At 37.2% G+C, this 22,531-nt stretch carries 24 protein-coding genes; 17 read left to right on the top strand and 7 right to left on the bottom strand.

Annotated elements, in window-relative coordinates; genetic code table 11:
- The 6 genes from gyrB to dnaA form a co-directional block, all read right to left on the bottom strand.
- The coding region (gene gyrB, locus V7068_RS18985) for a DNA topoisomerase (ATP-hydrolyzing) subunit B (protein WP_499714074.1) at nucleotides 1–1,684 on the bottom strand (1,684 nt) is incomplete at its 3' end.
- Nucleotides 1,685–1,756: 72 nt separating this feature from the next.
- On the bottom strand, nucleotides 1,757–2,008 hold the full coding sequence (gene remB / locus V7068_RS18980; RefSeq protein WP_119118341.1) for an extracellular matrix regulator RemB: 252 nt from the start codon (nucleotides 2,006–2,008) through the stop codon (nucleotides 1,757–1,759).
- A 12-nt stretch (nucleotides 2,009–2,020) separates the two neighbouring features.
- On the bottom strand, nucleotides 2,021–3,139 hold the full coding sequence (gene recF, locus V7068_RS18975) for a DNA replication/repair protein RecF (protein ID WP_499714071.1): 1,119 nt from the start codon (nucleotides 3,137–3,139) through the stop codon (nucleotides 2,021–2,023).
- Between the two features lie 21 nt (nucleotides 3,140–3,160).
- Nucleotides 3,161–3,373 carry a ribosome maturation protein RlbA gene (rlbA, locus tag V7068_RS18970; protein ID WP_127758587.1) on the bottom strand — a complete coding sequence of 71 codons (213 nt, stop codon included), beginning with the start codon at nucleotides 3,371–3,373 and terminating at the stop codon, nucleotides 3,161–3,163.
- Nucleotides 3,374–3,521: 148 nt separating this feature from the next.
- Nucleotides 3,522–4,658 (bottom strand): DNA polymerase III subunit beta, encoded by a 1,137-nt coding sequence (dnaN, locus tag V7068_RS18965; RefSeq protein WP_499714070.1) that lies wholly within the window; start codon nucleotides 4,656–4,658, stop codon nucleotides 3,522–3,524.
- Nucleotides 4,659–4,852: 194 nt separating this feature from the next.
- A complete protein-coding gene (gene dnaA / locus V7068_RS18960) occupies nucleotides 4,853–6,196 on the bottom strand; it encodes a chromosomal replication initiator protein DnaA (protein WP_127758585.1) in 1,344 nt (447 codons plus the stop codon).
- Nucleotides 6,197–7,089: 893 nt separating this feature from the next.
- Between dnaA and rpmH the strand changes: the two genes are divergently transcribed.
- From rpmH to V7068_RS18905, 11 genes are all read left to right on the top strand, one after another.
- On the top strand, nucleotides 7,090–7,224 hold the full coding sequence (gene rpmH, locus V7068_RS18955; RefSeq protein WP_019243402.1) for a 50S ribosomal protein L34: 135 nt from the start codon (nucleotides 7,090–7,092) through the stop codon (nucleotides 7,222–7,224).
- Between the two features lie 81 nt (nucleotides 7,225–7,305).
- Nucleotides 7,306–7,662 carry a ribonuclease P protein component gene (gene rnpA, locus V7068_RS18950; RefSeq protein WP_499714069.1) on the top strand — a complete coding sequence of 119 codons (357 nt, stop codon included), beginning with the start codon at nucleotides 7,306–7,308 and terminating at the stop codon, nucleotides 7,660–7,662.
- A 162-nt stretch (nucleotides 7,663–7,824) separates the two neighbouring features.
- Nucleotides 7,825–8,613, top strand: a complete 789-nt coding sequence (gene spoIIIJ / locus V7068_RS18945) for a YidC family membrane integrase SpoIIIJ (RefSeq protein WP_499714068.1) — start codon at nucleotides 7,825–7,827, stop codon at nucleotides 8,611–8,613.
- On the top strand, nucleotides 8,610–9,230 hold the full coding sequence (jag, locus tag V7068_RS18940) for an RNA-binding cell elongation regulator Jag/EloR (RefSeq protein WP_499714067.1): 621 nt from the start codon (nucleotides 8,610–8,612) through the stop codon (nucleotides 9,228–9,230). The genes spoIIIJ and jag overlap by 4 nt, the downstream gene beginning before the upstream one ends.
- 517 nt (nucleotides 9,231–9,747) lie before the next feature.
- The gene (gene mnmE, locus V7068_RS18935; protein WP_252292425.1) at nucleotides 9,748–11,133 is read left to right on the top strand and encodes a tRNA uridine-5-carboxymethylaminomethyl(34) synthesis GTPase MnmE; all 1,386 of its coding nucleotides are present in this window, start codon (nucleotides 9,748–9,750) and stop codon (nucleotides 11,131–11,133) included.
- A gap of 23 nt (nucleotides 11,134–11,156) precedes the next feature.
- On the top strand, nucleotides 11,157–13,043 hold the full coding sequence (gene mnmG / locus V7068_RS18930; protein WP_252288064.1) for a tRNA uridine-5-carboxymethylaminomethyl(34) synthesis enzyme MnmG: 1,887 nt from the start codon (nucleotides 11,157–11,159) through the stop codon (nucleotides 13,041–13,043).
- Nucleotides 13,044–13,339: 296 nt separating this feature from the next.
- A complete protein-coding gene (gene rsmG, locus V7068_RS18925) occupies nucleotides 13,340–14,056 on the top strand; it encodes a 16S rRNA (guanine(527)-N(7))-methyltransferase RsmG (RefSeq protein WP_499714066.1) in 717 nt (238 codons plus the stop codon).
- Nucleotides 14,057–14,203: 147 nt separating this feature from the next.
- Complete coding sequence (noc, locus tag V7068_RS18920; RefSeq protein WP_499714065.1) at nucleotides 14,204–15,070, top strand: nucleoid occlusion protein; 867 nt, start codon at nucleotides 14,204–14,206, stop codon at nucleotides 15,068–15,070.
- Between the two features lie 225 nt (nucleotides 15,071–15,295).
- Nucleotides 15,296–16,057: a ParA family protein gene (locus tag V7068_RS18915; protein ID WP_499714073.1), complete on the top strand. Its 762-nt coding sequence runs from the start codon at nucleotides 15,296–15,298 to the stop codon at nucleotides 16,055–16,057.
- The gene (locus tag V7068_RS18910; RefSeq protein WP_252288058.1) at nucleotides 16,050–16,913 is read left to right on the top strand and encodes a ParB/RepB/Spo0J family partition protein; all 864 of its coding nucleotides are present in this window, start codon (nucleotides 16,050–16,052) and stop codon (nucleotides 16,911–16,913) included. The genes V7068_RS18915 and V7068_RS18910 overlap by 8 nt, the downstream gene beginning before the upstream one ends.
- Nucleotides 16,914–16,933: 20 nt before the next feature.
- The gene (locus V7068_RS18905) at nucleotides 16,934–17,638 is read left to right on the top strand and encodes a DUF554 domain-containing protein (RefSeq protein ID WP_499714064.1); all 705 of its coding nucleotides are present in this window, start codon (nucleotides 16,934–16,936) and stop codon (nucleotides 17,636–17,638) included.
- Between the two features lie 211 nt (nucleotides 17,639–17,849).
- Here the strand turns inward: V7068_RS18905 and yyaC are convergent, their stop codons facing one another.
- Nucleotides 17,850–18,479: a spore protease YyaC gene (yyaC, locus tag V7068_RS18900; protein ID WP_127762379.1), complete on the bottom strand. Its 630-nt coding sequence runs from the start codon at nucleotides 18,477–18,479 to the stop codon at nucleotides 17,850–17,852.
- 279 nt (nucleotides 18,480–18,758) lie between these two features.
- On the opposite strand from yyaC, the gene V7068_RS18895 reads away from it, so the two are divergent.
- From V7068_RS18895 to rpsR, 6 genes are all read left to right on the top strand, one after another.
- On the top strand, nucleotides 18,759–19,613 hold the full coding sequence (locus V7068_RS18895) for a mechanosensitive ion channel family protein (RefSeq protein WP_499714063.1): 855 nt from the start codon (nucleotides 18,759–18,761) through the stop codon (nucleotides 19,611–19,613).
- A 2-nt stretch (nucleotides 19,614–19,615) separates the two neighbouring features.
- Nucleotides 19,616–19,813 (top strand): DUF951 domain-containing protein, encoded by a 198-nt coding sequence (locus V7068_RS18890; protein WP_499714072.1) that lies wholly within the window; start codon nucleotides 19,616–19,618, stop codon nucleotides 19,811–19,813.
- Between the two features lie 116 nt (nucleotides 19,814–19,929).
- Nucleotides 19,930–21,030 (top strand): redox-regulated ATPase YchF, encoded by a 1,101-nt coding sequence (gene ychF / locus V7068_RS18885; protein WP_499714062.1) that lies wholly within the window; start codon nucleotides 19,930–19,932, stop codon nucleotides 21,028–21,030.
- A gap of 229 nt (nucleotides 21,031–21,259) precedes the next feature.
- Nucleotides 21,260–21,547, top strand: a complete 288-nt coding sequence (gene rpsF / locus V7068_RS18880) for a 30S ribosomal protein S6 (protein WP_119118357.1) — start codon at nucleotides 21,260–21,262, stop codon at nucleotides 21,545–21,547.
- Between the two features lie 71 nt (nucleotides 21,548–21,618).
- A complete protein-coding gene (ssb, locus tag V7068_RS18875; RefSeq protein ID WP_252292410.1) occupies nucleotides 21,619–22,143 on the top strand; it encodes a single-stranded DNA-binding protein in 525 nt (174 codons plus the stop codon).
- Between the two features lie 39 nt (nucleotides 22,144–22,182).
- Entirely contained in the window at nucleotides 22,183–22,425 is a 243-nt protein-coding gene (rpsR, locus tag V7068_RS18870) for a 30S ribosomal protein S18 (protein WP_252292408.1), read from the top strand.
- The last annotated feature ends 106 nt before the right edge of the window (nucleotides 22,426–22,531 follow it).

Here is a 22,531-nt window from a genome sequence, read left to right as displayed (position 1 = left end):
CCATAATTTCCTCAAGTTGACGGTCATTATAAGCATACTCTACTTTTTTACCTTGTTGAATTTTATACAATGGCGGTTGAGCAATATAAATATAGCCGTATTCAATAATTTTTCTCATATATCTGTAGAAAAAGGTTAGCATAAGAGTACGAATATGGGCACCGTCGACATCGGCATCCGTCATAATAACAATCTTATGGTATCTTGCTTTTTCAATATTAAATTCATCACCAATCCCTGTCCCAAGTGCGGTAATAATAGTACCGATCTCAACATTGGAAAGAATTCGATCTAAACGAGCCTTTTCTACGTTTAGAATTTTTCCTCTTAGAGGCAGGATCGCTTGGAAATGACGATCGCGCCCCTGTTTTGCGGATCCGCCCGCTGAGTTTCCTTCTACGATATATAATTCACTAATGGAAGGATCTTTTGATGAACAGTCTGCCAATTTTCCAGGTAAACTTGAAACTTCTAAGGCATTTTTTCTTCTCGTCATTTCACGAGCCTTTTTCGCTGCAAGGCGAGCACGCGCAGCCATCAAGCCTTTATCTACGATTTTCCTAGCTACAGCTGGATTTTCATACATAAAGGAATCGAGCTTTTCAGATAGAATAGAGTCTGCTACAGATCGTACTTCAGAATTACCCAGTTTTGTTTTCGTTTGCCCTTCAAATTGTGGGTCAGGGTGTTTAATGGAAACAATAGCTGTTAATCCTTCACGAACATCTTCACCTGATAAGTTAGCATCGGATTCTTTGATTAAGCCATTTTTACGTGCATAGTCATTAATGACACGAGTTAACCCCGCTTTGAAGCCTGATTCATGAGTTCCCCCTTCATACGTATGAATATTATTAGCAAAGGAAAATACATTACTAATATAGCTTTCATTGTATTGAAGAGCTATTTCCACGGAAATACCGTCCTTTTCGCCCTCCATGAAAATTGGTTCTGTATGAAGTACTTCTTTTGAACGATTTAAATGCTCTACATACGATTTAATTCCGCCTTCATAATGGTACTCATTAGACTTCCCTTCACCGCGTTTATCTTCAATAGTTAGCTTTAACCCTTTATTTAAGAAGGCAAGCTCTCGAATTCTTGTCGCTAGCGTGTCATACTCATATTCCAACGTTTCTTTAAAGATTTCGCCATCTGGTACGAAGTGAATAGTCGTTCCTGTGCGATCTGTCTCACCGATAATTTTTAAATCAGCTTGTGGAACACCTTGCTTATATTGCTGGTAATAAATATTCCCATCTCGATGAACAAATACTTCCAATAATGTAGAGAGGGCATTTACAACGGAAGCACCTACTCCATGCAATCCACCAGATACTTTATACCCCCCGCCGCCAAATTTACCTCCAGCATGAAGGACAGTTAAAATAACTTCTACAGCAGGACGCCCCATTTTTTCTTGTGTATCAACGGGAATCCCGCGTCCATTATCGACGACTGTAATACTATTATCTTCTTCAATTTTTACCTGGATTTCTGTACAAAAACCCGCGAGTGCTTCATCGATACTATTATCGACAATTTCCCAAACAAGGTGGTGTAAACCTTTTGAAGACGTACTTCCGATATACATCCCCGGGCGTTTACGTACAGCTTCTAAGCCTTCTAATACTTGTATTTGATCTGCACCGTATTCTTGAGGTTGTAGTTCACTTTGTTCCATTGTCATCTCAAATCACCTACACTTTTCTATTCACATTTAACATTTTTCAAACTAAAGAAGCAATCCGTCTACTTATTCATCTACTACAATTGAATGTTGCTGCGAACGTTTTTTTAAAGTCATCGAAGCAAGAGGTGAGTAATATACATGCTTAGTTGTTACAACAATGGACTTTATGGAATTCTTCGCTAAATGCAATGTGACATCTGCCTTTTGCTGTAGAAACTCTGCAAGTATAGGGGAAGATTCGAGCAGCTTTTTATCTAAAATCGTCACAATTTCATCTGTCTTTACAAGAATGTCTTCACCGATATGAAGATACATAAGTTCACCTCTTTACTTTACCTTTGTAATCGTTCCTTGTTTCACAAAAAAGGTGGATGCGTCTTTTAACGTTTGATGATCGATTCCTTCAACAGAAGTTGTTGTAACAAATGTTTGAACTTTTCCTTGAATTGTATTTAATAAATGAGATTGTCGGTAGTCATCCAGCTCTGATAAAACGTCATCCAAAAGCAAAATTGGATATTCGCCTATTTCTGCATGAATGAGTTCTATTTCTGCTAATTTTAAAGATAGAGCCGTTGTGCGTTGTTGACCTTGTGAACCAAATGTTTGCACATCACGGTTATTGACGTAAAAAATCAGATCATCACGATGAGGACCAACTAATGTAACTCCACGGTCTATTTCTTTTGTTCTTATTCGATCACATGTTTCTTGAAACACTTCTATTATTTTCGACAAATCCATAGTTTCTAATACATGAAGAGATGGTTTATATTGTATTTTCAATTCTTCTAAGTTTCGTGATATGCCAGAATGGATTGGTTTTGCCCATTCTTGTAAAACAGCTAAAAATTGATATCTTTTTTCGACAATTTTCGCTGCATGTTGAATAAACTGTTCTGTTAAAACGTCGAGCATCGTTGTATCATTTTGTTTTTTTGTTTGCAACAGTTTTAAATAGTGGTTTCGTTGTTGCACAATTTTATGGTATTGACTCATATCATGAAGATAAACAGGCGATATTTGACCAATCTCCATATCAATAAAACGACGTCGAACTTGCGGACTCCCCTTCACTAAATGAAGATCTTCTGGTGCAAACATAACCACATTCATGCTGCCTACATATTGGCTAAGCTTTTGTTGCTCAATATGATTAACCTTTGCTTTTTTTCCTTTTTTGGCAATGGTTAATTCAAGTGGTAAGGATGTATTCCGCTTTTTAACTCTACCTTCTATTTTAGCATATTCTTTGTCCCAGCGAATGAGTTCTTTGTCATTTGAAGTTCGGTGGGATTTTGCCATTGCTAAAACAAAGATTGATTCCATGACATTTGTTTTCCCTTGAGCATTTTCCCCTAGAATGACATTTACTTTGTTTTCAAAGGAAAGCTCAACTTCCTCATAATTTCGGTAATTTCTCAAATGAATATTTTCAATATACATAATCTGCTCTTCCTTTCGGCATTAGCCGATAATCGTAAAGCTACCGAATTCGGGAATCTCGATTTTGTCACCCACTCTTAACTTTCTTCCTCTCCGTACATCAAGCTCATTATTAATAAATACTTCATGTTCACTTAAGAACCATTTCGCCATACCGCCGCTTTGAATCACATCAGCAAGCTTTAAAAACTGTCCCAATGTAATATACTCCGTACTGATTTGTATTTCTGTCATCCATTTTTCACTCATTTCAAAATAATTTCTAATACTTTATTTTACTAAATATCCGTTAATAAGACAAAATTTTGACTAGCAGAACTTTTTGCATGAGCCATACAAAAAAATAAAGACTTGATATCCAAGNNTTTTTCCGCATATCCCCTTAATAGGTTCTAACTGGAAGGATTAATTGCAGCATTCGATCATCATGAAGTGGACAAATAACGAATGGACGCATTGCTCCTGTAAAACTAATTTTAATATCTGTACCTTCTAATGCTTTTAATGCATCCATAACAAACTTTGCACTAAAAGAGATTTTTAATTCTTCTCCTTCAATGGCTTCAGCAACAATTTCCTCTACCACTTTACCGACTTCAGGTGTATTAGACGATACTTCAATAACTCCCCCGTCATGTGTCAATAATTTGACTACATTATTGCGGTTTTCTTTCGCCAATAAAGATGCTCGGTCAATCGCTTGCAAGAGCTCTTTCGTTTTAACAATCACATCTGTTTTACTATCTGTCGGGATAAGTCGAGATGTATCCGGATAATTCCCCTCTAGCAATCTAGAAAAGAATAATAAATTTTTCGCTTTAAACAGAACTTGATTTTCGGTAATAACAATCTCGATTAATTCATTCGTATCATCAAGAATTTTACTTAGTTCATTCAAGCTTTTTCCTGGAATAACAACACTATAAGTACCATTGATTTTACTTTCAATGTTAGCTGTTCTCATGGCCAAACGATGACTGTCTGTAGCAATACATGTCAATTCATCATTTTCAACCTTCAAGTTTACACCTGTCAAGATTGGGCGTGTTTCTGAGGTGGACACTGCAAATACAGTTTGGCGAATTAATGTTTTTAAAAGATCCGTTGGCAGTTTAAATAAATTGGCTTCTTCAATGATAGGCAGATGTGGATATTCTTCTGGGTCTAGACCATTTAGATTAAACTCTGCTTTTCCTGAACGAATAATTGTTTGAAAGTTTGCTTGGACTTCAATTTCTACAGTATCCATTGGTAACTTCTTCACAATTTCACTAAAAAAACGAGCATTTAAAACAATATCACCACTTGTTTGTACTTCGACAATTTCATTCCCATCTTCCTCCGCTGGAATAAAAGATTGAATAGAAATATCAGAATCACTTCCTGTAAGTGTAATTCCTTCTGTTGTCGTATTGATTTTAATCCCTGTTAAAATCGGAATCGTTGTTCTAGATGTAACAGCCTTCATTACTTCTTGAACACTATGAACTAATCGATCTCGTTGAATGATAAATTTCATGAGTTCCCCTCCAGTCATATTTTTTACTAACTTGCATATATTATTAATTAATTTAGTTAAAAATATAGTAGTAATAGTAATAGGTCCTGTGAATATGTGGATAAGTATAAGAAAACCAAGGAAAAACAGTCTATCCACATGTGGACAGACTGTGTGTAAGTGAGTTCAAGTTATTCACACTATAAACAAGGGCACTATACTTTTAATTGATCTTGGATTTCTTTAATTTGATGCTGCAGCTGAGAATCTGTGAGTAAAAGCTTTGAAATTTTTTCATGAGCATGAATCACAGTTGTATGGTCTCGCCCTCCAAATTCATCTCCAATCTTAGGGAGTGAGGAATCTGTCAGTTCACGCGATAGATACATAGCAATTTGCCTTGGAAATGCTACAGATTTTGTTCGTTTTTTTGCTTTGAAATCCTCGAGTTTTACATTGTAGTGCTCACCAACTGTTTTTTGGATTTCATGAATCGTAATAATTCTTGGTTTAGAGCTAGGAATGATATCCTTCAGCGCCTCCGCAGCCAAATCTGCATTAATATCTTTATTAATTAAGGATGAGTACGCAACAACACGTATTAAAGCTCCTTCTAGTTCACGAATATTAGAATCAATTTGGTTTGCAATATAGAGCATCACTTCATTTGGAATATCAAGACCATCTGCTTTTGCTTTTTTTCTTAAAATAGCAATTCTAGTTTCTAAATCAGGCGGGGTAATGTCTGTAATTAAGCCCCATTCAAAGCGTGAACGCAAACGATCTTCCAATGTAGGGATTTCCTTAGGAGGTCGATCACTAGAAATTACAATTTGCTTGCTTTCCTCATGAAGAGCATTAAATGTATGGAAAAATTCTTCCTGAGTAGATTCTTTTCCAGCTAGAAATTGAATATCATCTATTAATAACACATCAACACTTCGGTATTTATCCCGGAATTCACCGGCTTTATTGTCACGAATCGAATTAATGAATTCATTCGTGAACTTTTCAGATGATAAATAGACTACTTTGGCTTGCGGATTGTGCTCTAATACATAATGGCCTATTGCGTGCATTAAATGGGTTTTTCCAAGCCCTACGCCTCCATAAATAAATAAGGGATTATAAGCTTTAGCCGGGGCTTCAGCAACAGCTAAAGACGCAGCATGGGCAAAGCGGTTCCCAGAGCCAATAACAAATGTATCAAATGTATTTTTGGTGTTAAGCATATGCTGCGAAAAATCATGTTGATCTTCTTCTTGTTTTTTCACCTTTTTTGTTGAAGGAGCAACATTCGGTTCATCATGGTTTGGTGGAATGATGAATTTAGCTTCAAGTTCTTCCCCTGTTAATTCTAATAAAATGCCGGCTATAAGCTTGGAATAACGTTCTTCGAGCCAATCACGAGCAAATTCATTAGGAGCAGTGATAGTTAAAGTGTCTCCTTGCAAGGCATAAGCTTTTGTAGCCTTTAACCACGTTTCAAAGCTAGGCTTACTAATCTTTTTTTGGATTTTTATAAGGGTTTGATCCCAAAGACTATCGATGTTTTCCAAGTGTCCCCCTCCTTTGCTACTAAATTTGAAAAGCTGTTTGTTCAATCGTTCATTTTTTTAAATAAGGAGCGAATATATGGAATCGCAGTTTATGTTTGCAGGACAAAATAAATGTATCGATTGCCGTGTCCTTCAAATAATTTTCGACATAGCAATCGACCATAACTAATCTTCAGAACACTACATATAGTATTGTACAACCTTTGTCCACCCTATATGTAGAATAAGAAAACGTATGCGTATATTTATTCATCAACAGGCATTAAGCTGTATATATTAATAAGGAAGAAAAGAAGATTTTCTACAATATCCACGCGTTGTGGATAACATTATATACACAGTTGTAATAAACTATCCACATCTTATCCACAATTTGTGGATAAGTCTAATCTGTTGATAAAGTTATTCAGAGTGAAAACACATATATAATATCAAAACTTTAGGCTTTGTGCAATGGTTTTCAAAACTTTATCCACAACTATATCAGACTGTGGGAAAAACTTTTCCACAGGGTATTATTATGTGTAAAAGTGTTGAAAAAAGTTGTGGATATTGTTTGGAAACGCGAAAAAACTATCCACAATCATTATTAGGACAGGCACTGAAAGATTGACTCATCATTTTGTCTTAGTATTCGACAAATGTCTTTTCTTAATCTGTCATATTTCAATCATTTATTTCCATGAACAATACTTTTTAAGGATTTGGGCAAAATTTTCTATGTTGATTATGAGGAAAATGATTTACAATGGAGAAGAACGTTTAAAAAGACTCACTGGACAAATAGGTGTAAAAAGAAAATTTAGAGGATGAGGTTGACATTTACCATACCTCATCTATATAATCATAAGGACTGTCTTTAACTGTTATTCCTCAGGGAGGTGTCATAGAGAATGAAACGTACTTATCAACCGAATAAGCGCAAGCATAGTAAAGTTCACGGATTCCGTGCCCGCATGAGCACAAAAAACGGACGTAAAGTATTAGCTGCACGTCGCCGCAAGGGCAGAAAAGTATTATCTGCATAGACCACTGAAAAGTCTCAGTGGTCTTTTTTCGCAAATAGACCATCACTTAGGGATCCAATTCGTTTATTGAAGGTGTAGAAAATGAAAAAAAAGTTAAGGATAAAGAAGGATAAAGAATTTCAACTTGTGTTTAAAAAAGGGGAATCTTTTGCAAACCGTCAATTTGTAGTTTATGTCCTTGAAAAACCTGACCAAGATTGTTTCCGAATTGGCCTTTCTGTCAGCAAAAAAGTAGGCAATGCAGTCGTTCGGAATCAAGTGAAAAGATACATACGACAAACGTTTTTGGAATTAAAGAATGAAATTGATGTCGGAAAGGATTATGTCATTATTGCTCGTAAACCAGCGGCAGATATGGACTTCTTTCAAGTAAAGAACAGTTTAATCCATGTTCTCAAACGTTCCAAATCACTAACTTTTAAACTGAAAAACAACTAAAGTATATATGAATAGATAGATGAAACAAGGATCAGTAGAAAGAATACGCTTTCTTAAGTAAGATATTGAATTTTCAAATTGGATAATTTTTACTTGAAGTCTGCGTCTAAACAGTTCAAAATTGTTTCATAGAGATTGATTGTAGTCAGGAGGAAGTTACGGTTGAAGAAACGAATATTACCTATTATTGGATTAGCCTCGATTATGATGCTACTAGCGGGTTGTACGGAATTTAATGAGCCGATTACCGCAGAAAGTGAAGGATTTTGGAATTCCTACATTGTTTACCCGCTGTCGTTGTTAATTATTTGGCTGGCTGAACATTTAGGACATAATTATGGATGGGGCTTAATTGCTGCTACACTAATTATCCGTACAGCGATTCTTCCACTTATGATTAAACAAGTAAAAAGCTCAAAAGCAATGCAAGCGATTCAGCCCGAAATGAAAGAACTTCAAGCGAAATACAGTTCGAAAGATCAGGCTACGCAACGACAACTACAGCAAGAAACAATGGCGTTATTTCAAAAGTATAATGTCAATCCGCTTGCTGGATGTTTACCAATTTTAGTACAAATGCCAATTTTAATTGGTGTTTATCATGCAATTAGTCGTACAGAACAAATTGCAAGTGACAATTTCCTTTGGTTTGACCTTGGTTCACCAGATCCATTTTTTATTTTGCCGGTTTTAGCAGGGATTACAACATTTATTCAACAAAAAATGTCAATGGTTGGTATGAATACAAATCCACAGATGCAAGCGCAAATGACAATGATGCTGTATATTATGCCAATTATGATTGTGATTTTTGCTTTTAATTTCCCAGCAGCACTTTCGTTATATTGGGTAGTAGGGAACATCTATGGTATTGTTCAAACTTACTTTATTAAAGGCCCAGAGTTGAAAAAAGCAGCTGTAGAAAATGCAGGGGGAGCAAAGAAAAAGTGAAAAAGATAACTGCTACAGGACAATCTGTCGAGGCAGCAGTTGAATCAGCTTTAGCTCAGCTTAACAGCACAAGAGATCGCGTTGAAATTGAAATTGCAGATGAAGGCAAGAGAGGGCTATTTGGTTTATTTGGTTCTAGACAAGCTATCGTCCATGTAACGTTGTTAGCGGATCCTATCGAGGAATCTCTTCACTTTTTGAAAAAAGTAAGTGAAGAAATGGGAGTACAAGCTGATATAACGGTTCATCGGCAAGGAAAAACAATTACATTTCTTCTATCGGGAGAAAAAGTTGCTTTAGTAATTGGAAAACGAGGTCAAACATTAAATGCTCTTCAATATTTGACTCAACTTGTGGTGAATCGACATGCTAAACAATATTTGAATGTTGTCATTGATGCAGAAGGTTATCGAGAACGTCGAAACGAAACACTCATTTTGTTAGCAACGAGAATGGCTGATAAAGCAGTTAGAACAGGGAAGGCCGTGTCACTAGAGCCAATGCCTTCATATGAGCGAAAGGTGATTCATACTGCTCTTATGAATGACCGGAAAATTAAAACGACATCTCATGGTACTGAGCCTTATCGCTACTTAGTCATTACACCAATCCAATAAAGATAGAAAAACCCTTCGTAGGAATGAGACGAAGGGTTTTTTTTTATGCCGGGAGGAAACGATAAAAGATTTGGAATGATGAAGAAAAAGAACTAGTACAGACTGACAAAGGATTTGTGTCTTTGTTCAAAGATTAAGAAGGTTAACAGCTTCAATAATCTAGTTGTTCTCTTCTTATATTGTTATTCACATGTGGATAAGTTAAAATAAACGTTACAGAATATAGCTTTAAAAGCTTGTGGATAACGGAAGGCAGGGAATAGTCTCTACTTTTTTTCGCCTCTTTCCTGTGGTATTGTAGGTATTTAGGGACTTTATTGCAGATGAACGGGCCATGAGCCTTTCACTTTGGGACGGAGAGGAATCAATCACAGATAAGTGGGGAATAACTGCCCGTAAAGGCCTAATTCATTCAACGAACCATCAGTGGGGGAAACGGCCCATCCGTTGATGAAAGTTTCATTTTATTAGAATAGAACAATACACATAGAACGATTTCTAGGTAAGAGGTGAAAGCATGGAATTTGATACAATCACCGCTATTTCAACGCCGCTTGGCGAAGGAGCAATTGCTATTGTTCGTATAAGTGGGGATGAAGCAATTAAAATAGCTGATGGGATTTTTCGAGGTCCAAGCGGAAAAAGTCTTCTTCAAGTGAACTCTCATACGATTCATTACGGCCATTTAATAGAACCGAAATCAGGGGAGATCGTCGAAGAAGTCATGGTGTCCGTTATGAAGGGGCCAAAAACATTTACAAGAGAAGATGTCGTGGAAATCAATTGTCACGGAGGCATTGTGTCTGTGAATCGGGTATTACAGCTCATTTTATCACAAGGAGCTAGACTTGCAGAACCTGGCGAGTTTACGAAGCGTGCCTTTTTAAATGGGCGTATTGACCTTTCACAGGCAGAAGCTGTAATGGACTTAATTCGTGCCAAAACAGATAAGGCGATGAATGTTGCTTTAGGACAGATGGAAGGACGTTTATCAAAACTCATTCAAAAATTGCGACAGGAAATTTTAGAAACACTCGCTGTTGTCGAGGTTAATATAGATTATCCAGAGTATGATGATGTGGAGGAAATGACGCATCGTTTATTTTTGGAAAAAGGGAATTATGTAAAGCAGGAAATTGAAAAGCTATTAACAACATCACAGCAAGGAAAAATCTTACGCGATGGATTAGCAACGGTTATTATTGGCCGTCCGAATGTTGGAAAGTCTTCACTATTGAATAGTTTAGTTCAGGAAAATAAAGCGATTGTTACCGATATACCTGGTACAACCCGTGATGTCATTGAAGAGTATGTCAATGTTCGTGGTGTTCCTTTAAAGCTTGTTGATACAGCTGGCATTCGTGAAACAGAGGATATCGTCGAGCGTATTGGTGTCGAACGGTCACGTGCTGTTCTAAAAGAAGCAGATTTAATTTTACTTGTGTTGAATTATTCAGATGAATTAACAGCAGAGGATGAAGGTCTGTTTGAAGCGGTTAGTGGTATGGATGTTATCGTGATTGTGAATAAAACTGATTTACCGCAAAAAATTGATTTGGAACGTGTTTATGAATTAGCCAGATCGCATAAAGTTGTCACAACTTCCTTATTGGAGGAACAAGGTATTGATGAATTGGAAGAAGCGATTGCTGATTTATTCTTTGAAGGCTCACTAGAAGCAAGCGATTTAACGTATGTATCCAATACTCGTCATATTGCCTTGTTAGGGCAAGCTTTACAGGCTATTACGGATGCAATTGATGCGATTGAAATGGATACACCGATTGATTTAGTTCAAATTGATTTTACAAAAGCATGGGAATTGCTAGGTGAAGTTATTGGAGAAAGTGTTCAAGATAATTTAATTAATCAGTTGTTCTCACAATTTTGTTTAGGAAAATAAAAGTTAAGAGGAGACGTTTTTAAATGCAATATGAAGCAGGTAGTTATGACGTAATTGTCGTTGGAGCAGGGCATGCGGGCAGCGAAGCCGGTCTTGCAGCCGCTCGGGTCGGTGCGAAAACTTTAATGCTAACAATCAATCTAGATATGGTGGCGTTTATGCCTTGTAATCCTTCCGTTGGCGGTCCTGCAAAAGGGATTGTTGTGCGAGAAATCGATGCATTAGGCGGAGAAATGGGACGCAATATCGATAAGACGCATATTCAAATGAGAATGTTGAATACAGGGAAAGGTCCAGCTGTACGTGCTTTGCGTGCTCAGGCTGATAAATTTCTATACCAGCATGAGATGAAAAGGACGATTGAAAATCAACCTAATTTGACACTAAGACAAGGTATGGTTGAGCAGCTTATTGTTGAAGACGACATCGTGAAGGGTGTTATTACACAAACGGGCGCTATTTATCGTGCAAACACGGTCGTGATTACGACAGGAACGTTTTTACGAGGAGAAATTATTCTTGGAGAATTAAAATACTCGAGCGGTCCGAACAATCAACAGCCTTCGATTAAATTATCTGAGCACTTAGAGGAATTGGGCTTCGACTTAGTTCGTTTTAAAACAGGTACACCGCCAAGGGTTAATAGTTCTTCGATTGATTATAGTAAAACTGAAATTCAACCTGGAGATGATGTACCACGTGCATTTTCTTATGAAACGACGAAATATATTACCGATCAACTACCATGCTGGTTAACGTATACGAGTCTAGAAACGCATCAAATTATTGATGCTAACTTGCACCGCTCACCGATGTATTCAGGGATGATTAAAGGAACAGGTCCACGTTACTGCCCATCCATTGAAGATAAAGTTGTTCGTTTTAATGATAAACCGCGTCACCAAATCTTCCTTGAGCCAGAAGGCCGTAATACACAGGAAGTTTATGTACAGGGTTTATCAACGAGCTTGCCAGAAGATGTTCAACGTAAAATGCTTGCTTCCATTCCTGGTCTAGAAAACGTTGAAATGATGCGTGCCGGTTATGCGATTGAGTATGACGCGATTGTTCCAACTCAGCTTTGGCCAACATTAGAAACGAAAAAGGTGAAGAATTTATACACAGCTGGTCAGATTAATGGTACGAGCGGATATGAGGAAGCTGCAGGTCAAGGTCTTATGGCTGGTATGAATGCCGGATTAAGAGCCATCGGGAAAGAAGAGGTTATTTTAAGCCGCTCGGATGCTTATATTGGTGTTCTTATTGATGACCTTGTTACAAAGGGAACGAATGAACCATATCGCTTATTAACGTCTCGTGCTGAATATCGTTTATTGCTTCGTCATGATAATGCCGATATGCGTTTAACGGAAATTGGCCATAAGATTGGCATGATTAGCGATGAACGTTATGAGCGTTTCTTAGCTAAGAAAGCGGCCGTTGAAGCGGAAAAGGAACGATTACAATCCATTATTTTAAAGCCATCTGAAGAAGTTCAATCAGTGATTAGAGAGAATGGCGGGACAGAGTTAAAAGACGGAATTCGCGCTGCTGATTTATTAAAGCGTCCTGAGATGAGTTATGTGCATATTCAACAATTAGCACCGAGCGAAATCGAGCTAGACGATGAAGTAATGGAACAAGTGGAAATTCAAATTAAGTATGAGGGCTATATTGCAAAATCCCTGCAACAAGTCGATCGTCTCAAGAAAATGGAGAACAAACGAATTCCAGAAGATATTGATTATGATGCAATCGGTAGTTTAGCTACAGAAGCTCGTCAAAAATTGAAGCAAGTTCGCCCGCTTTCTGTCGCACAGGCTTCTCGTATCTCAGGAGTAAACCCAGCTGATGTTTCTATTCTGCTTGTGTATTTAGAGCAAGGGAAAATTGCTCGGATTTCACAATAGTCGAAACAAAAGTAATATTATTAAAGGCGGTGTGAACGAAGCACGCAAAAAGAAAAGCCTTAAGCCTAATGAAGTAGTTCTCCAAAAAAGTGTGCGGAGTTCCGTCCCTCTAAAATCAACGAGGTATGGAAGTTACCAGGAATGAATCTAAAATATTAGTTGAAGAACAAAGGCGGCGCGAACGAAGCGCGCACGAATAAAAGCCTTAAGCTGGATGAAGTAGTTCTCAAACTCAAGGTTAATCAAAAAAGTGTGCGGAGTTCCGCCCCTTTTCCTATAAAGGATGGAATATATAGATGAATATTGAACAATTTCAGCAAGCATTAGAGGGGAAGGAGATTACCCTTTCGACACAACAGCTTGATCAATTTGAAACATATTACAAATTGCTTGTGGAATGGAACGAAAAGATGAATTTAACAGCTATCACAGATAAAGAGGAAGTTTACTTAAAGCATTTTTATGATTCAATTAGCGCTTCTTTTTACTTTGATTTTAACAAGCCTTATCATCTTTGTGACGTAGGAGCTGGAGCTGGGTTTCCGAGCATTCCACTTAAGATTTGTTTCCCTAATATTCAGGTATCAATTGTCGATTCACTGAATAAACGTATTTCTTTTTTGGACCATTTGGCTAGTTCTTTAAAGCTAACAGGTGTGAAATTCTATCATGATCGTGCAGAAACGTTTGCCCAAAAAGCAGAGCAAAGGGAAACGTACGATATCGTGATGGCGCGTGCTGTTGCTCGAATGTCTGTTTTAAGCGAACTTTGTTTACCGCTTGTAAAAGTAGACGGCACCTTCATTGCGATGAAAGCAGCAAGTGCCAGTGAAGAAATAGAGGTTGGAAAGAAAGCGATTGTTACACTTGGTGGAAAAGTCGAGAAAGTTCACTCCTTCTCTTTACCAGAAGAACATAGTGATCGGAATATTGTGATCGTTAAAAAGATCAAAAATACACCAAAAAAATATCCTCGAAAGCCTGGTACACCAAATAAACAACCGATTGAATAAGCGGATTACTAGCAAATTTCAACGAATACAAGCCCCGATTTTTGTTAGCTATTAAGACAGGTCAATGAGAAATGACAAATTTATGCAGGACTTGTCAAGTTAATAGAGAATATGTTAATTGGGAGTTTTAAAAGGTGGTGTATGGAGATGAAGCATCCTTTTTCGCGGTTCTTTGGATTTGGTGAAAAGGAAGAACAACTAGAGATAGAGACGCCTAGCAGTCAAGAAGGCATCAGGGAAATTTCCATTTCTGAGATTGTGCCTAACCGTTATCAACCAAGAACTGTTTTTAATGAAGAGAAAATTGCTGAACTAGCTCAAACCATTCATACACATGGGATTATTCAACCGATTGTTGTTAGAGAATATGAGCAAGGGAAGTTTGAAATTATTGCTGGTGAGCGTCGTTACCGTGCAATGAAGAAGTTAGGCTGGGAAAAAGCCCCTGTTATTGTGAAAGAATTTAATGATGCTGAAACAGCCTCCGTTGCTTTAATTGAAAATTTACAACGTGAAGAATTAACACCAATCGAAGAAGCTATTGCCTATGGTAAGCTAATTGAATTACATAGTTTAACCCAGGAAGCATTAGCTCAAAGACTTGGTATAGGGCAATCTACAGTTGCGAATAAGCTCCGACTACTTAAGCTTCCACAAGAAGTTCAAGATGCTCTTCTTCAAAAGCAAATTACTGAACGGCATGCCCGCTCGTTAATCCCTTTGAAAAATCCGATGATGCAGGTAAAGCTTTTAGAGGAAATTATCGAAAAGGGTTTAAATGTCAAGCAAACAGAAGAATGTGTAGTTAACCTACTCTCCAATTCTGATCAAAAACCAAAGCCAAAACCAAAGCCAAAGCGTAAAGCTTTTAGTAAAGATATGCGAATTGCGGTCAACACGATTCGCCAATCTTTAAATATGGTCACAGATAATGGCATTAATGTAGATACAGAAGAAGAAGATTTCGATGAGTATTATCAATTTACAATTAAAATACCGAAGAAAAGACCTTAAATAGCGAGCGGCTTGGTAATCTTGGATTACCAAGCTTCTTTTTCATTAATTATGCAATGTAGCATAATGTCGTTTTTTAGTATAGCGAGGAACGGGCCATTAAAACAAATCTACGTGAAAAGGTAATCTAACAAATAACCAATATTTATAAGATTTTAGTAAATTATTCATGATAAAATAGATAATAGATAGAGAGATAGATTTGTGTCGAAAGTAGGTGACTTTGTGGGTAGGATTCTTGCCATTGCGAATCAAAAAGGCGGTGTCGGAAAAACGACAACAACCGTTAACCTTAGTGCTTGTTTAGCCTATATAGGAAAAAAAGTGCTGCTTGTAGATATTGATCCACAAGGAAATTCAACAAGTGGTGCAGGGATTGATAAATCGGATGTGGAACAATGTATTTACGATGTATTAGTGGATGATGTGGAAGCAACTGCTGTCATTAAAGAAACGAAGATTGAAAATCTAGATGTCATTCCAGCATCGATTCAGTTAGCAGGAGCTGAAATTGAACTTGTGCCAACCATTTCAAGGGAAATTCGTTTAAAGCGGGCTTTAGAAGAGGTTGCTCATCAATATGATTATATTTTGATTGATTGTCCGCCCTCATTAAGCTTGCTTACGTTAAATGCACTTACTGCTGCGGATGCTGTCTTAATTCCTGTACAATGTGAATACTACGCCTTAGAAGGTTTAAGTCAGCTGCTTAACACGGTTCGAATTGTGCAAAAGCACTTAAATCAGGATTTGAGAATTGAAGGTGTTTTACTCACTATGTTTGATGCTAGAACAAATTTAGGTATTCAAGTTATTGATGAGGTAAAGAAATATTTCCAAGATAAAGTCTATCGTACAATTATTCCACGAAATGTTCGTTTAAGTGAGGCGCCAAGCCACGGAGAACCAATTATTATATATGACCCAAAGTCAAAAGGGGCGGAGGTTTATCTAGAATTGGCAAAGGAAGTGGTAGTAAATGGCTAGAGGACTTGGCAAAGGGATTAATGCATTGTTTAATAATGTTGAAAAGGTTGAAGTCGAAAAAGATGAAATTATTAAAGAAGTGAAGTTAAAGGAATTAAGGCCGAACCCTTACCAGCCAAGAAAGATATTCGATGAAGAGGCAATTGAAGAACTAAAGCAATCCATTCTTGTACATGGTATTTTGCAGCCCATCATTGCCCGAAAAAGTATTAAAGGCTATGAGATTGTTGTCGGTGAAAGGCGATACCGTGCAGCAACGGAGGCCGGTTTAAAAACTGTACCTGTTGTGGTGAGGGAGTTTAGCGAGCAGCAAATGATGGAGCTTGCTGTTTTGGAGAATTTACAAAGAGAAGATTTAAATCCAATTGAAGAAGCATTTGCTTATCAACTATTACTAGAGCGATTAAATATCACTCAAGATGAACTGGCAAAGCGTCTTGGGAAAAGTCGTCCCCATATTACCAATCATGTTCGACTATTAACATTGCCGGAAGAAATTCGAAATTATATTTCAGAGGGCAAGATTTCAATGGGGCATGGACGAGCCTTGCTTTCTTTAAAGAAAAAAGAGAAATTAAATATAGTTGTTTCAAAGGTTATGCAAGAAAAGATGAATGTTCGTCAATTAGAACGATACATTCAGCAATTAAATGAGGGCGTTTCACGTGAAACAAAGAAGAAAGAGCAAACGAAAAAAGATATTTTTATTAAAGAATATGAAACGAATCTTCGTGAGAAATTAGGGACAACCGTGACAATTAAACAAAGTAAGAAAAAAGGGAAAATTGAAATTGAGTTTTTCTCTCAAGAAGATTTAACTCGTATATTAGAATTAATCAATCAAGAGAACGGATAATAACAACTGGCGGAGAGATTATGGTCTTATTAGGAACATTAGTGAATGCAGCATGTATTGCTATCGGAGCAATTGTAGGTAGGTTTCTACAAAATATCCCTGAAAAAGTGAAAGAAACTGTGATGAGCGGGATTGGTTTAGCAGTCGCTGTTATGGGATTACAAATGACCTTTAAAAGTGAACAATATTTAATTGTTATTTTAAGTATTGTAATCGGAGCGGTCATTGGAGAATGGATTGATATAGAGAAGCATTTAAATGCGTTAGGAAAATGGATTGAAAGTAAAATGAAACAAACAGAGGGAACGTCTATTTCACAAGGGTTTGTGACAGCGACGCTTATCTTTTGTATTGGAGCAATGTCTATTCTAGGTGCCTTAGATAGTGGAATTCGGAATGATCATACCGTGTTAATTACAAAGGCTATTATTGATGGATTTACAGCGATTATTCTTTCGAGTACATTAGGAATCGGCGTTTTGTTTTCAGCCGTCCCTATTATTTTGTATGAAGGGGTTATTGCCCTTTTAGCAACACAAATTGATCGGTGGATTCCATCGGGGCTGATGGACATGTTTATTGCTGAAATGACAGCTACAGGTGGGTTAATGATTGCCGTTATTGGACTGAATATTATGGGATTAACCAAAATTAGAGCTGCTAACTTGCTGCCTGGGATTCTAGTCGTTGGCATATTTGTATCGTTTGTTTATTTATTTTTATAGTATGAAAAAGGTTCTGTTAAATAATGTCGCTCATTTTTGGTTCATTTGTGTGAAACCGTGGTTTTGCACGAATGAACCAAAATCATATCAATCAACAATATTCATTAATGATAGCCATGAAAAAAAGGAAAGACGGGGACTTCCCACACCTTCCCTTTTTGGGATCATTGAATGTGTTGCGTGAGTAGGTAAAACTGCTCACGTTTTTTGTTTATAACGTTTTTTCTTGATTGATGGACCAAGGAAGTGGTTGAAAATTATGTTTGAGGTTAAATTGAAGATGGGTGGAGTGAATGCCATCTGCAATTGTTTTAGCCATATTTAGTACAAGGTTTAAGCGGGTATTTTGTAAAACCATGAATTCCATAAACCCACTAACATTTACGATTCCTGTAATATGGGCATGACCGACAGATGGTAGCTCCTTATTAACTCCAGCCCCTGGTTTAACAGGCCCCTCCCCAATTTGGACGATGCCAACACTTCTTACTTTACCGAGACAAGCGTCAATTCCAATAATAAATGGATTAGTATGCAGCTTCTCAATTTCAGCTAACTTTTCCTCTAAATTCATGGCATGAATGGGTTCTGCTAACGTACCGTATACATAGAAGGAAGAGGTAGACGTCTTTTTTTCTTTTAAAAGTGTGCCAACTAGTGGGCCAAGAGAATCACCTGTTGAACGATCTGTACCGATGCATACAAAGACAATAGGTTGGAGTTTTTCTTTAGGAAGAAGATTTAGTAATTCCTTCGATATTTTGTATGATGCATCTGAGTCCTCGTGTAGAATGCGGCTCAGTCTATTGTCATGATTAAATATACTAGAATTTATCGTCATAGGCCCCACTCCTTTCTAAAATGATTAGTAATCAGTATACGGTGAAAAATGGAAAATTATACGTACAAGTAGTTAAAATGAGGGATGTTAAGCGGAAGTATATGGTTCTTTATTAAGAATATCCTATAATATATATTAAAGGGAATCCCAATATATTCCTGCACGCTTATAAAAAAATATCGTTTTACTATGTTATTGTGTATAGCTTTTTGTAGAAAAAGAGTTTATTGATGATAAAATAATATAGATTGTTTTATTGAAAGAGATAGGTGGGAATGTATGGATTATTCAGCGCGTATGTATAATCAATTTATGGATAAAATTTCAAACGAGGCGACGTGGATAGCTCTAACAGACACGATTATTAAAATTATCCTTGTATTGGTGTTATCAAAGGTCATAATTACAGTGGCAAAAAAGACACTTCGTAATATTTTTCTTGTTCGAGCAAAAAGTCCACTTCGGACAAATGAACGAAGAGAAACGACATTATTAAAGTTACTAGAAAATATTATTACATACGTAATTTATTTTATATCTGCCATTATGATTCTAGAGTACTGTGGATTTGCTGTAAAAGGATTGCTTGCCGGAGCGGGGATTGTTGGACTTGCTGTTGGTTTTGGAGCGCAAAGCTTGGTGAAAGATATAATTTCCGGTTTTTTTGTTATTTTTGAAGATCAGTTTTCCGTAGGAGATTATATTAAAATTAATACGTTTGAAGGTGAAGTCCTTGAAATCGGACTGCGAACGACAAAGTTGAAAAGTAAGACAGGAGAGTTACATCTCATTCCGAATGGAAGTATTCTTCAAGTGACGAACTACTCGATTTTAAATAGCGTGTCTATCGTAGATATGACTATCGTGAATGATGATCGGCTTGAATTAGCTGAGAAGCTTATATATGAGAAATTAAGTCAGTTAGAAAGAAAAGTAGATGAAATTGTGAAAGTGCTGGAGCTTGAGGAAAGTGAAATACTTGACTCGGGTGAAATTGTTCTTAGAATTACTACGGAAACGAAACCAACGAAGCAAGATGAGGTAAGTCGTTTGATTAGAAAAGAATTAAGGCCTGTTTTAGATGAGTTTGGCATAAAATCGACGTTAAATAGTGGTGAGGAAGGATCGGTGTGAGCATGGAAGAGAAAGAATTTGCACTACATGATGTTGTAGAAATGAAAAAGCCGCACCCTTGCGGTGTGAATAAGTGGAAGATTATCCGTTTAGGAATGGACATTCGTATAAAGTGTGAGGGATGCGGCCATAGTGTGATGCTGCCAAGACGAGAATTTGTTAAAAAAATGAAAAAAGTTTTATTGAAGCATGAGGAATAATCATGCTTTTTTTATGGAGATAGTGTAGTCTACCCTAGGAATAGGCTTGTCTTTTTATAATGTGAAATCTATAATTGGGAAAGGTTTAAGTTCGTAATTTAGAGGAGTGAAGATAAATGGCTTTAACAGCTGGTATCGTTGGTTTGCCGAACGTAGGTAAATCGACATTGTTTAATGCAATTACACAAGCGGGTGCAGAATCTGCTAACTATCCTTTTTGTACAATCGACCCGAATGTCGGTATTGTAGAAGTACCTGATCATCGTTTACAAAAACTAACGGAACTTGTACAACCAAAGAAAGTTGTACCAACTGCTTTTGAATTCACGGATATTGCTGGGATTGTAAAAGGAGCAAGTAAAGGGGAAGGACTAGGAAATAAATTCCTTTCACATATTCGTCAAGTGGATGCCATTTGTCAGGTTGTTCGTTGTTTTGCGGACGAAAATATTACACACGTATCAGGTAAGGTTGATCCAATTGATGATATTCAAGTTATTAATCTTGAGTTAATTCTTGCTGACTTGGAATCTGTTGATAAACGAATTGAGCGAGTAGCGAAAATGGCGAAGCAAAAAGATAAAGATGCTATGTTTGAGCATGAAATTCTTGTTGCTTTAAAAGAGGCGCTAGAGGCAGAAAAGCCAGCTCGTACGGTCGAGTTTTCAGAAGAGCAATCAAAAGTGGTTAAAGGAATGCACTTATTAACAATCAAACCGATGTTATATGTGGCAAACGTAAGTGAAGATGAAATTGCTGATCCATCTGAAAACGAATATGTACAGCAAGTTCGCGAATATGCAGCTAATGAAGGTGCGGAAGTAATCGTAGTTTGTGCAAAAATTGAAGAAGAGATTTCAGAGCTTGATGGGGAAGAGAAAGCGATGTTCTTATCTGAGCTAGGCATCGAAGAGTCTGGTTTAGATCAATTAATTCGTGCTTCCTACCATTTGCTTGGTCTTGCAACATACTTCACAGCTGGTGTACAAGAAGTTCGTGCATGGACATTCCGTAAAGGCATGAAGGCTCCACAATGTGCCGGTATTATTCATACAGATTTTGAACGTGGATTTATCCGTGCAGAAACGGTTGCTTACGAAGATTTGTTAGCAGCGGGCAGTCACAATGCGGCAAAAGAAGCAGGAAAAGTTCGCTTAGAAGGTAAAGATTATGTCGTTCAAGACGGCGATGTCATCCATTTCCGTTTTAACGTTTAATAAGTAGATGAAAATGGATTTCCTTTTTTGGGAATCCATTTTTGATTCTTGCTATAATTAATGTGAATTGTAGAAATGAAAACATAGTATCGATTCGTCTAGTTTGAGCACTTTCGCTTTTGTTCGTTGCAAAGCCTAAAAAAACATGCTATAATCTTATCTTGTGAGTAATTATAAAAAATTGCTCCTTGCCCAATTGGGCCGCTTAGACCAAAAGGAGGTGACAGTGATGAGAAAATACGAAATTATGTACATCATCCGTCCAAACATTGAGGAAGAGGCTAAAAAAGCTTTAGTTGAACGTTTCAACACAATCCTTACTGACAATGGAGCGGAAACAGTAGAAGCTAAAGAATGGGGTAAACGTCGTCTTGCTTACGAAATCAATGATTTCCGTGACGGTTACTACGTACTTGTTAAAACTGATTCTAATGCAGCTGCGATTCAAGAATTTGATCGTCTTGCAAAAATCAGTGAAGACATCATTCGCCACATGGCAACAAAAGTTGAAGCTTAATTTAACATTTAATATAAATTCCACAATATGTTTCACGTGAGGCATATTCGGTAATGTAGGGGTTGATTCTGATGATGAATCGCGTAGTTTTAGTAGGTCGCTTAACGAAAGATCCTGATTTGCGATATACACCAAATGGAGTACCTGTAGCTACCTTTACTTTAGCTGTTAATCGAACGTTTTCGAATCAGCAAGGTGAGCGTGATGCAGACTTCATTAACTGTGTAGTTTGGCGTAAACCTGCAGAAAATGCAGCAAACTATTTGAAAAAAGGTAGTTTAGCTGGCGTGGATGGACGTATTCAAACACGTAATTATGAGGGACAAGACGGCAAACGCGTATATGTAACGGAGATTGTAGCTGATAGCGTTCAATTCCTTGAACCACGAAGCAGTTCAGCGGGTGGAAGAAATGAAGGCGGTTCTTACGGAGCTCAGAGAAGTTATAACGATAACAACTATGATAATCCGTTTGGAGGAAATCCAAATCCAAATCAGAATCAACGCAACAATGATAACTTCACTCGTGTAGATGATGATCCATTCGCAAATGACGGTAAAACAATCGATATTTCCGATGATGATCTTCCATTCTAATACATTTGAAGATACTAAAATTTGAGGAGGGAATTTAACATGGCAGGTGGAGGACGTAGAGGTGGACGTGCTAAACGTCGTAAAGTTTGTTATTTCACAGCAAACGGAATCACTAACATTGACTACAAAGATGTAGATTTACTTAAAAAATTCGTTTCAGAACGCGGTAAAATTTTACCACGTCGTGTAACAGGTACAAGCGCTAAATACCAACGTAAATTAACGATTGCTATTAAACGCTCACGTACTATGGCATTATTACCATATGTATCTGGTGAATAATTCAAATATAAAAGCACATTGGGAGTTTTCCTAATGTGCTTTTTTTATAAGCTAAGCTTTGTTAAATTATATTATGTACATGCACAGTTGTGATATTTATCTAGGT

This window comes from Bacillus sp. JJ634 (genome assembly GCF_036962285.1).
Lineage (GTDB): Bacteria > Bacillota > Bacilli > Bacillales > DSM-1321 > Peribacillus > Peribacillus asahii_A.
Note: the sequence above shows the minus strand (reverse complement) of the source record. Positions and strands in the feature narration are given on the sequence as shown.

Bases quoted from the DNA above. Each gene is read 5' to 3' on its own strand.
- remB (WP_119118341.1), bottom strand. From the start codon at position 2,008: ATGTATCTTCATATCGGTGAAGACATTCTTGTAAAGACAGATGAAATT.
- recF (WP_499714071.1), bottom strand. From the start codon at position 3,139: ATGTATATTGAAAATATTCATTTGAGAAATTACCGAAATTATGAGGAA.
- rlbA (WP_127758587.1), bottom strand. From the start codon at position 3,373: ATGACAGAAATACAAATCAGTACGGAGTATATTACATTGGGACAGTTT.
- dnaN (WP_499714070.1), bottom strand. From the start codon at position 4,658: ATGAAATTTATCATTCAACGAGATCGATTAGTTCATAGTGTTCAAGAA.
- rpmH (WP_019243402.1), top strand. From the start codon at position 7,090: ATGAAACGTACTTATCAACCGAATAAGCGCAAGCATAGTAAAGTTCAC.
- rnpA (WP_499714069.1), top strand. From the start codon at position 7,306: ATGAAAAAAAAGTTAAGGATAAAGAAGGATAAAGAATTTCAACTTGTG.
- mnmE (WP_252292425.1), top strand. From the start codon at position 9,748: ATGGAATTTGATACAATCACCGCTATTTCAACGCCGCTTGGCGAAGGA.
- mnmG (WP_252288064.1), top strand. From the start codon at position 11,157: ATGCAATATGAAGCAGGTAGTTATGACGTAATTGTCGTTGGAGCAGGG.
- rsmG (WP_499714066.1), top strand. From the start codon at position 13,340: ATGAATATTGAACAATTTCAGCAAGCATTAGAGGGGAAGGAGATTACC.
- noc (WP_499714065.1), top strand. From the start codon at position 14,204: ATGAAGCATCCTTTTTCGCGGTTCTTTGGATTTGGTGAAAAGGAAGAA.
- V7068_RS18910 (WP_252288058.1), top strand. From the start codon at position 16,050: ATGGCTAGAGGACTTGGCAAAGGGATTAATGCATTGTTTAATAATGTT.
- V7068_RS18905 (WP_499714064.1), top strand. From the start codon at position 16,934: ATGGTCTTATTAGGAACATTAGTGAATGCAGCATGTATTGCTATCGGA.
- yyaC (WP_127762379.1), bottom strand. From the start codon at position 18,479: ATGACGATAAATTCTAGTATATTTAATCATGACAATAGACTGAGCCGC.
- V7068_RS18895 (WP_499714063.1), top strand. From the start codon at position 18,759: ATGGATTATTCAGCGCGTATGTATAATCAATTTATGGATAAAATTTCA.
- V7068_RS18890 (WP_499714072.1), top strand. From the start codon at position 19,616: ATGGAAGAGAAAGAATTTGCACTACATGATGTTGTAGAAATGAAAAAG.
- ychF (WP_499714062.1), top strand. From the start codon at position 19,930: ATGGCTTTAACAGCTGGTATCGTTGGTTTGCCGAACGTAGGTAAATCG.
- rpsF (WP_119118357.1), top strand. From the start codon at position 21,260: ATGAGAAAATACGAAATTATGTACATCATCCGTCCAAACATTGAGGAA.
- ssb (WP_252292410.1), top strand. From the start codon at position 21,619: ATGATGAATCGCGTAGTTTTAGTAGGTCGCTTAACGAAAGATCCTGAT.
- rpsR (WP_252292408.1), top strand. From the start codon at position 22,183: ATGGCAGGTGGAGGACGTAGAGGTGGACGTGCTAAACGTCGTAAAGTT.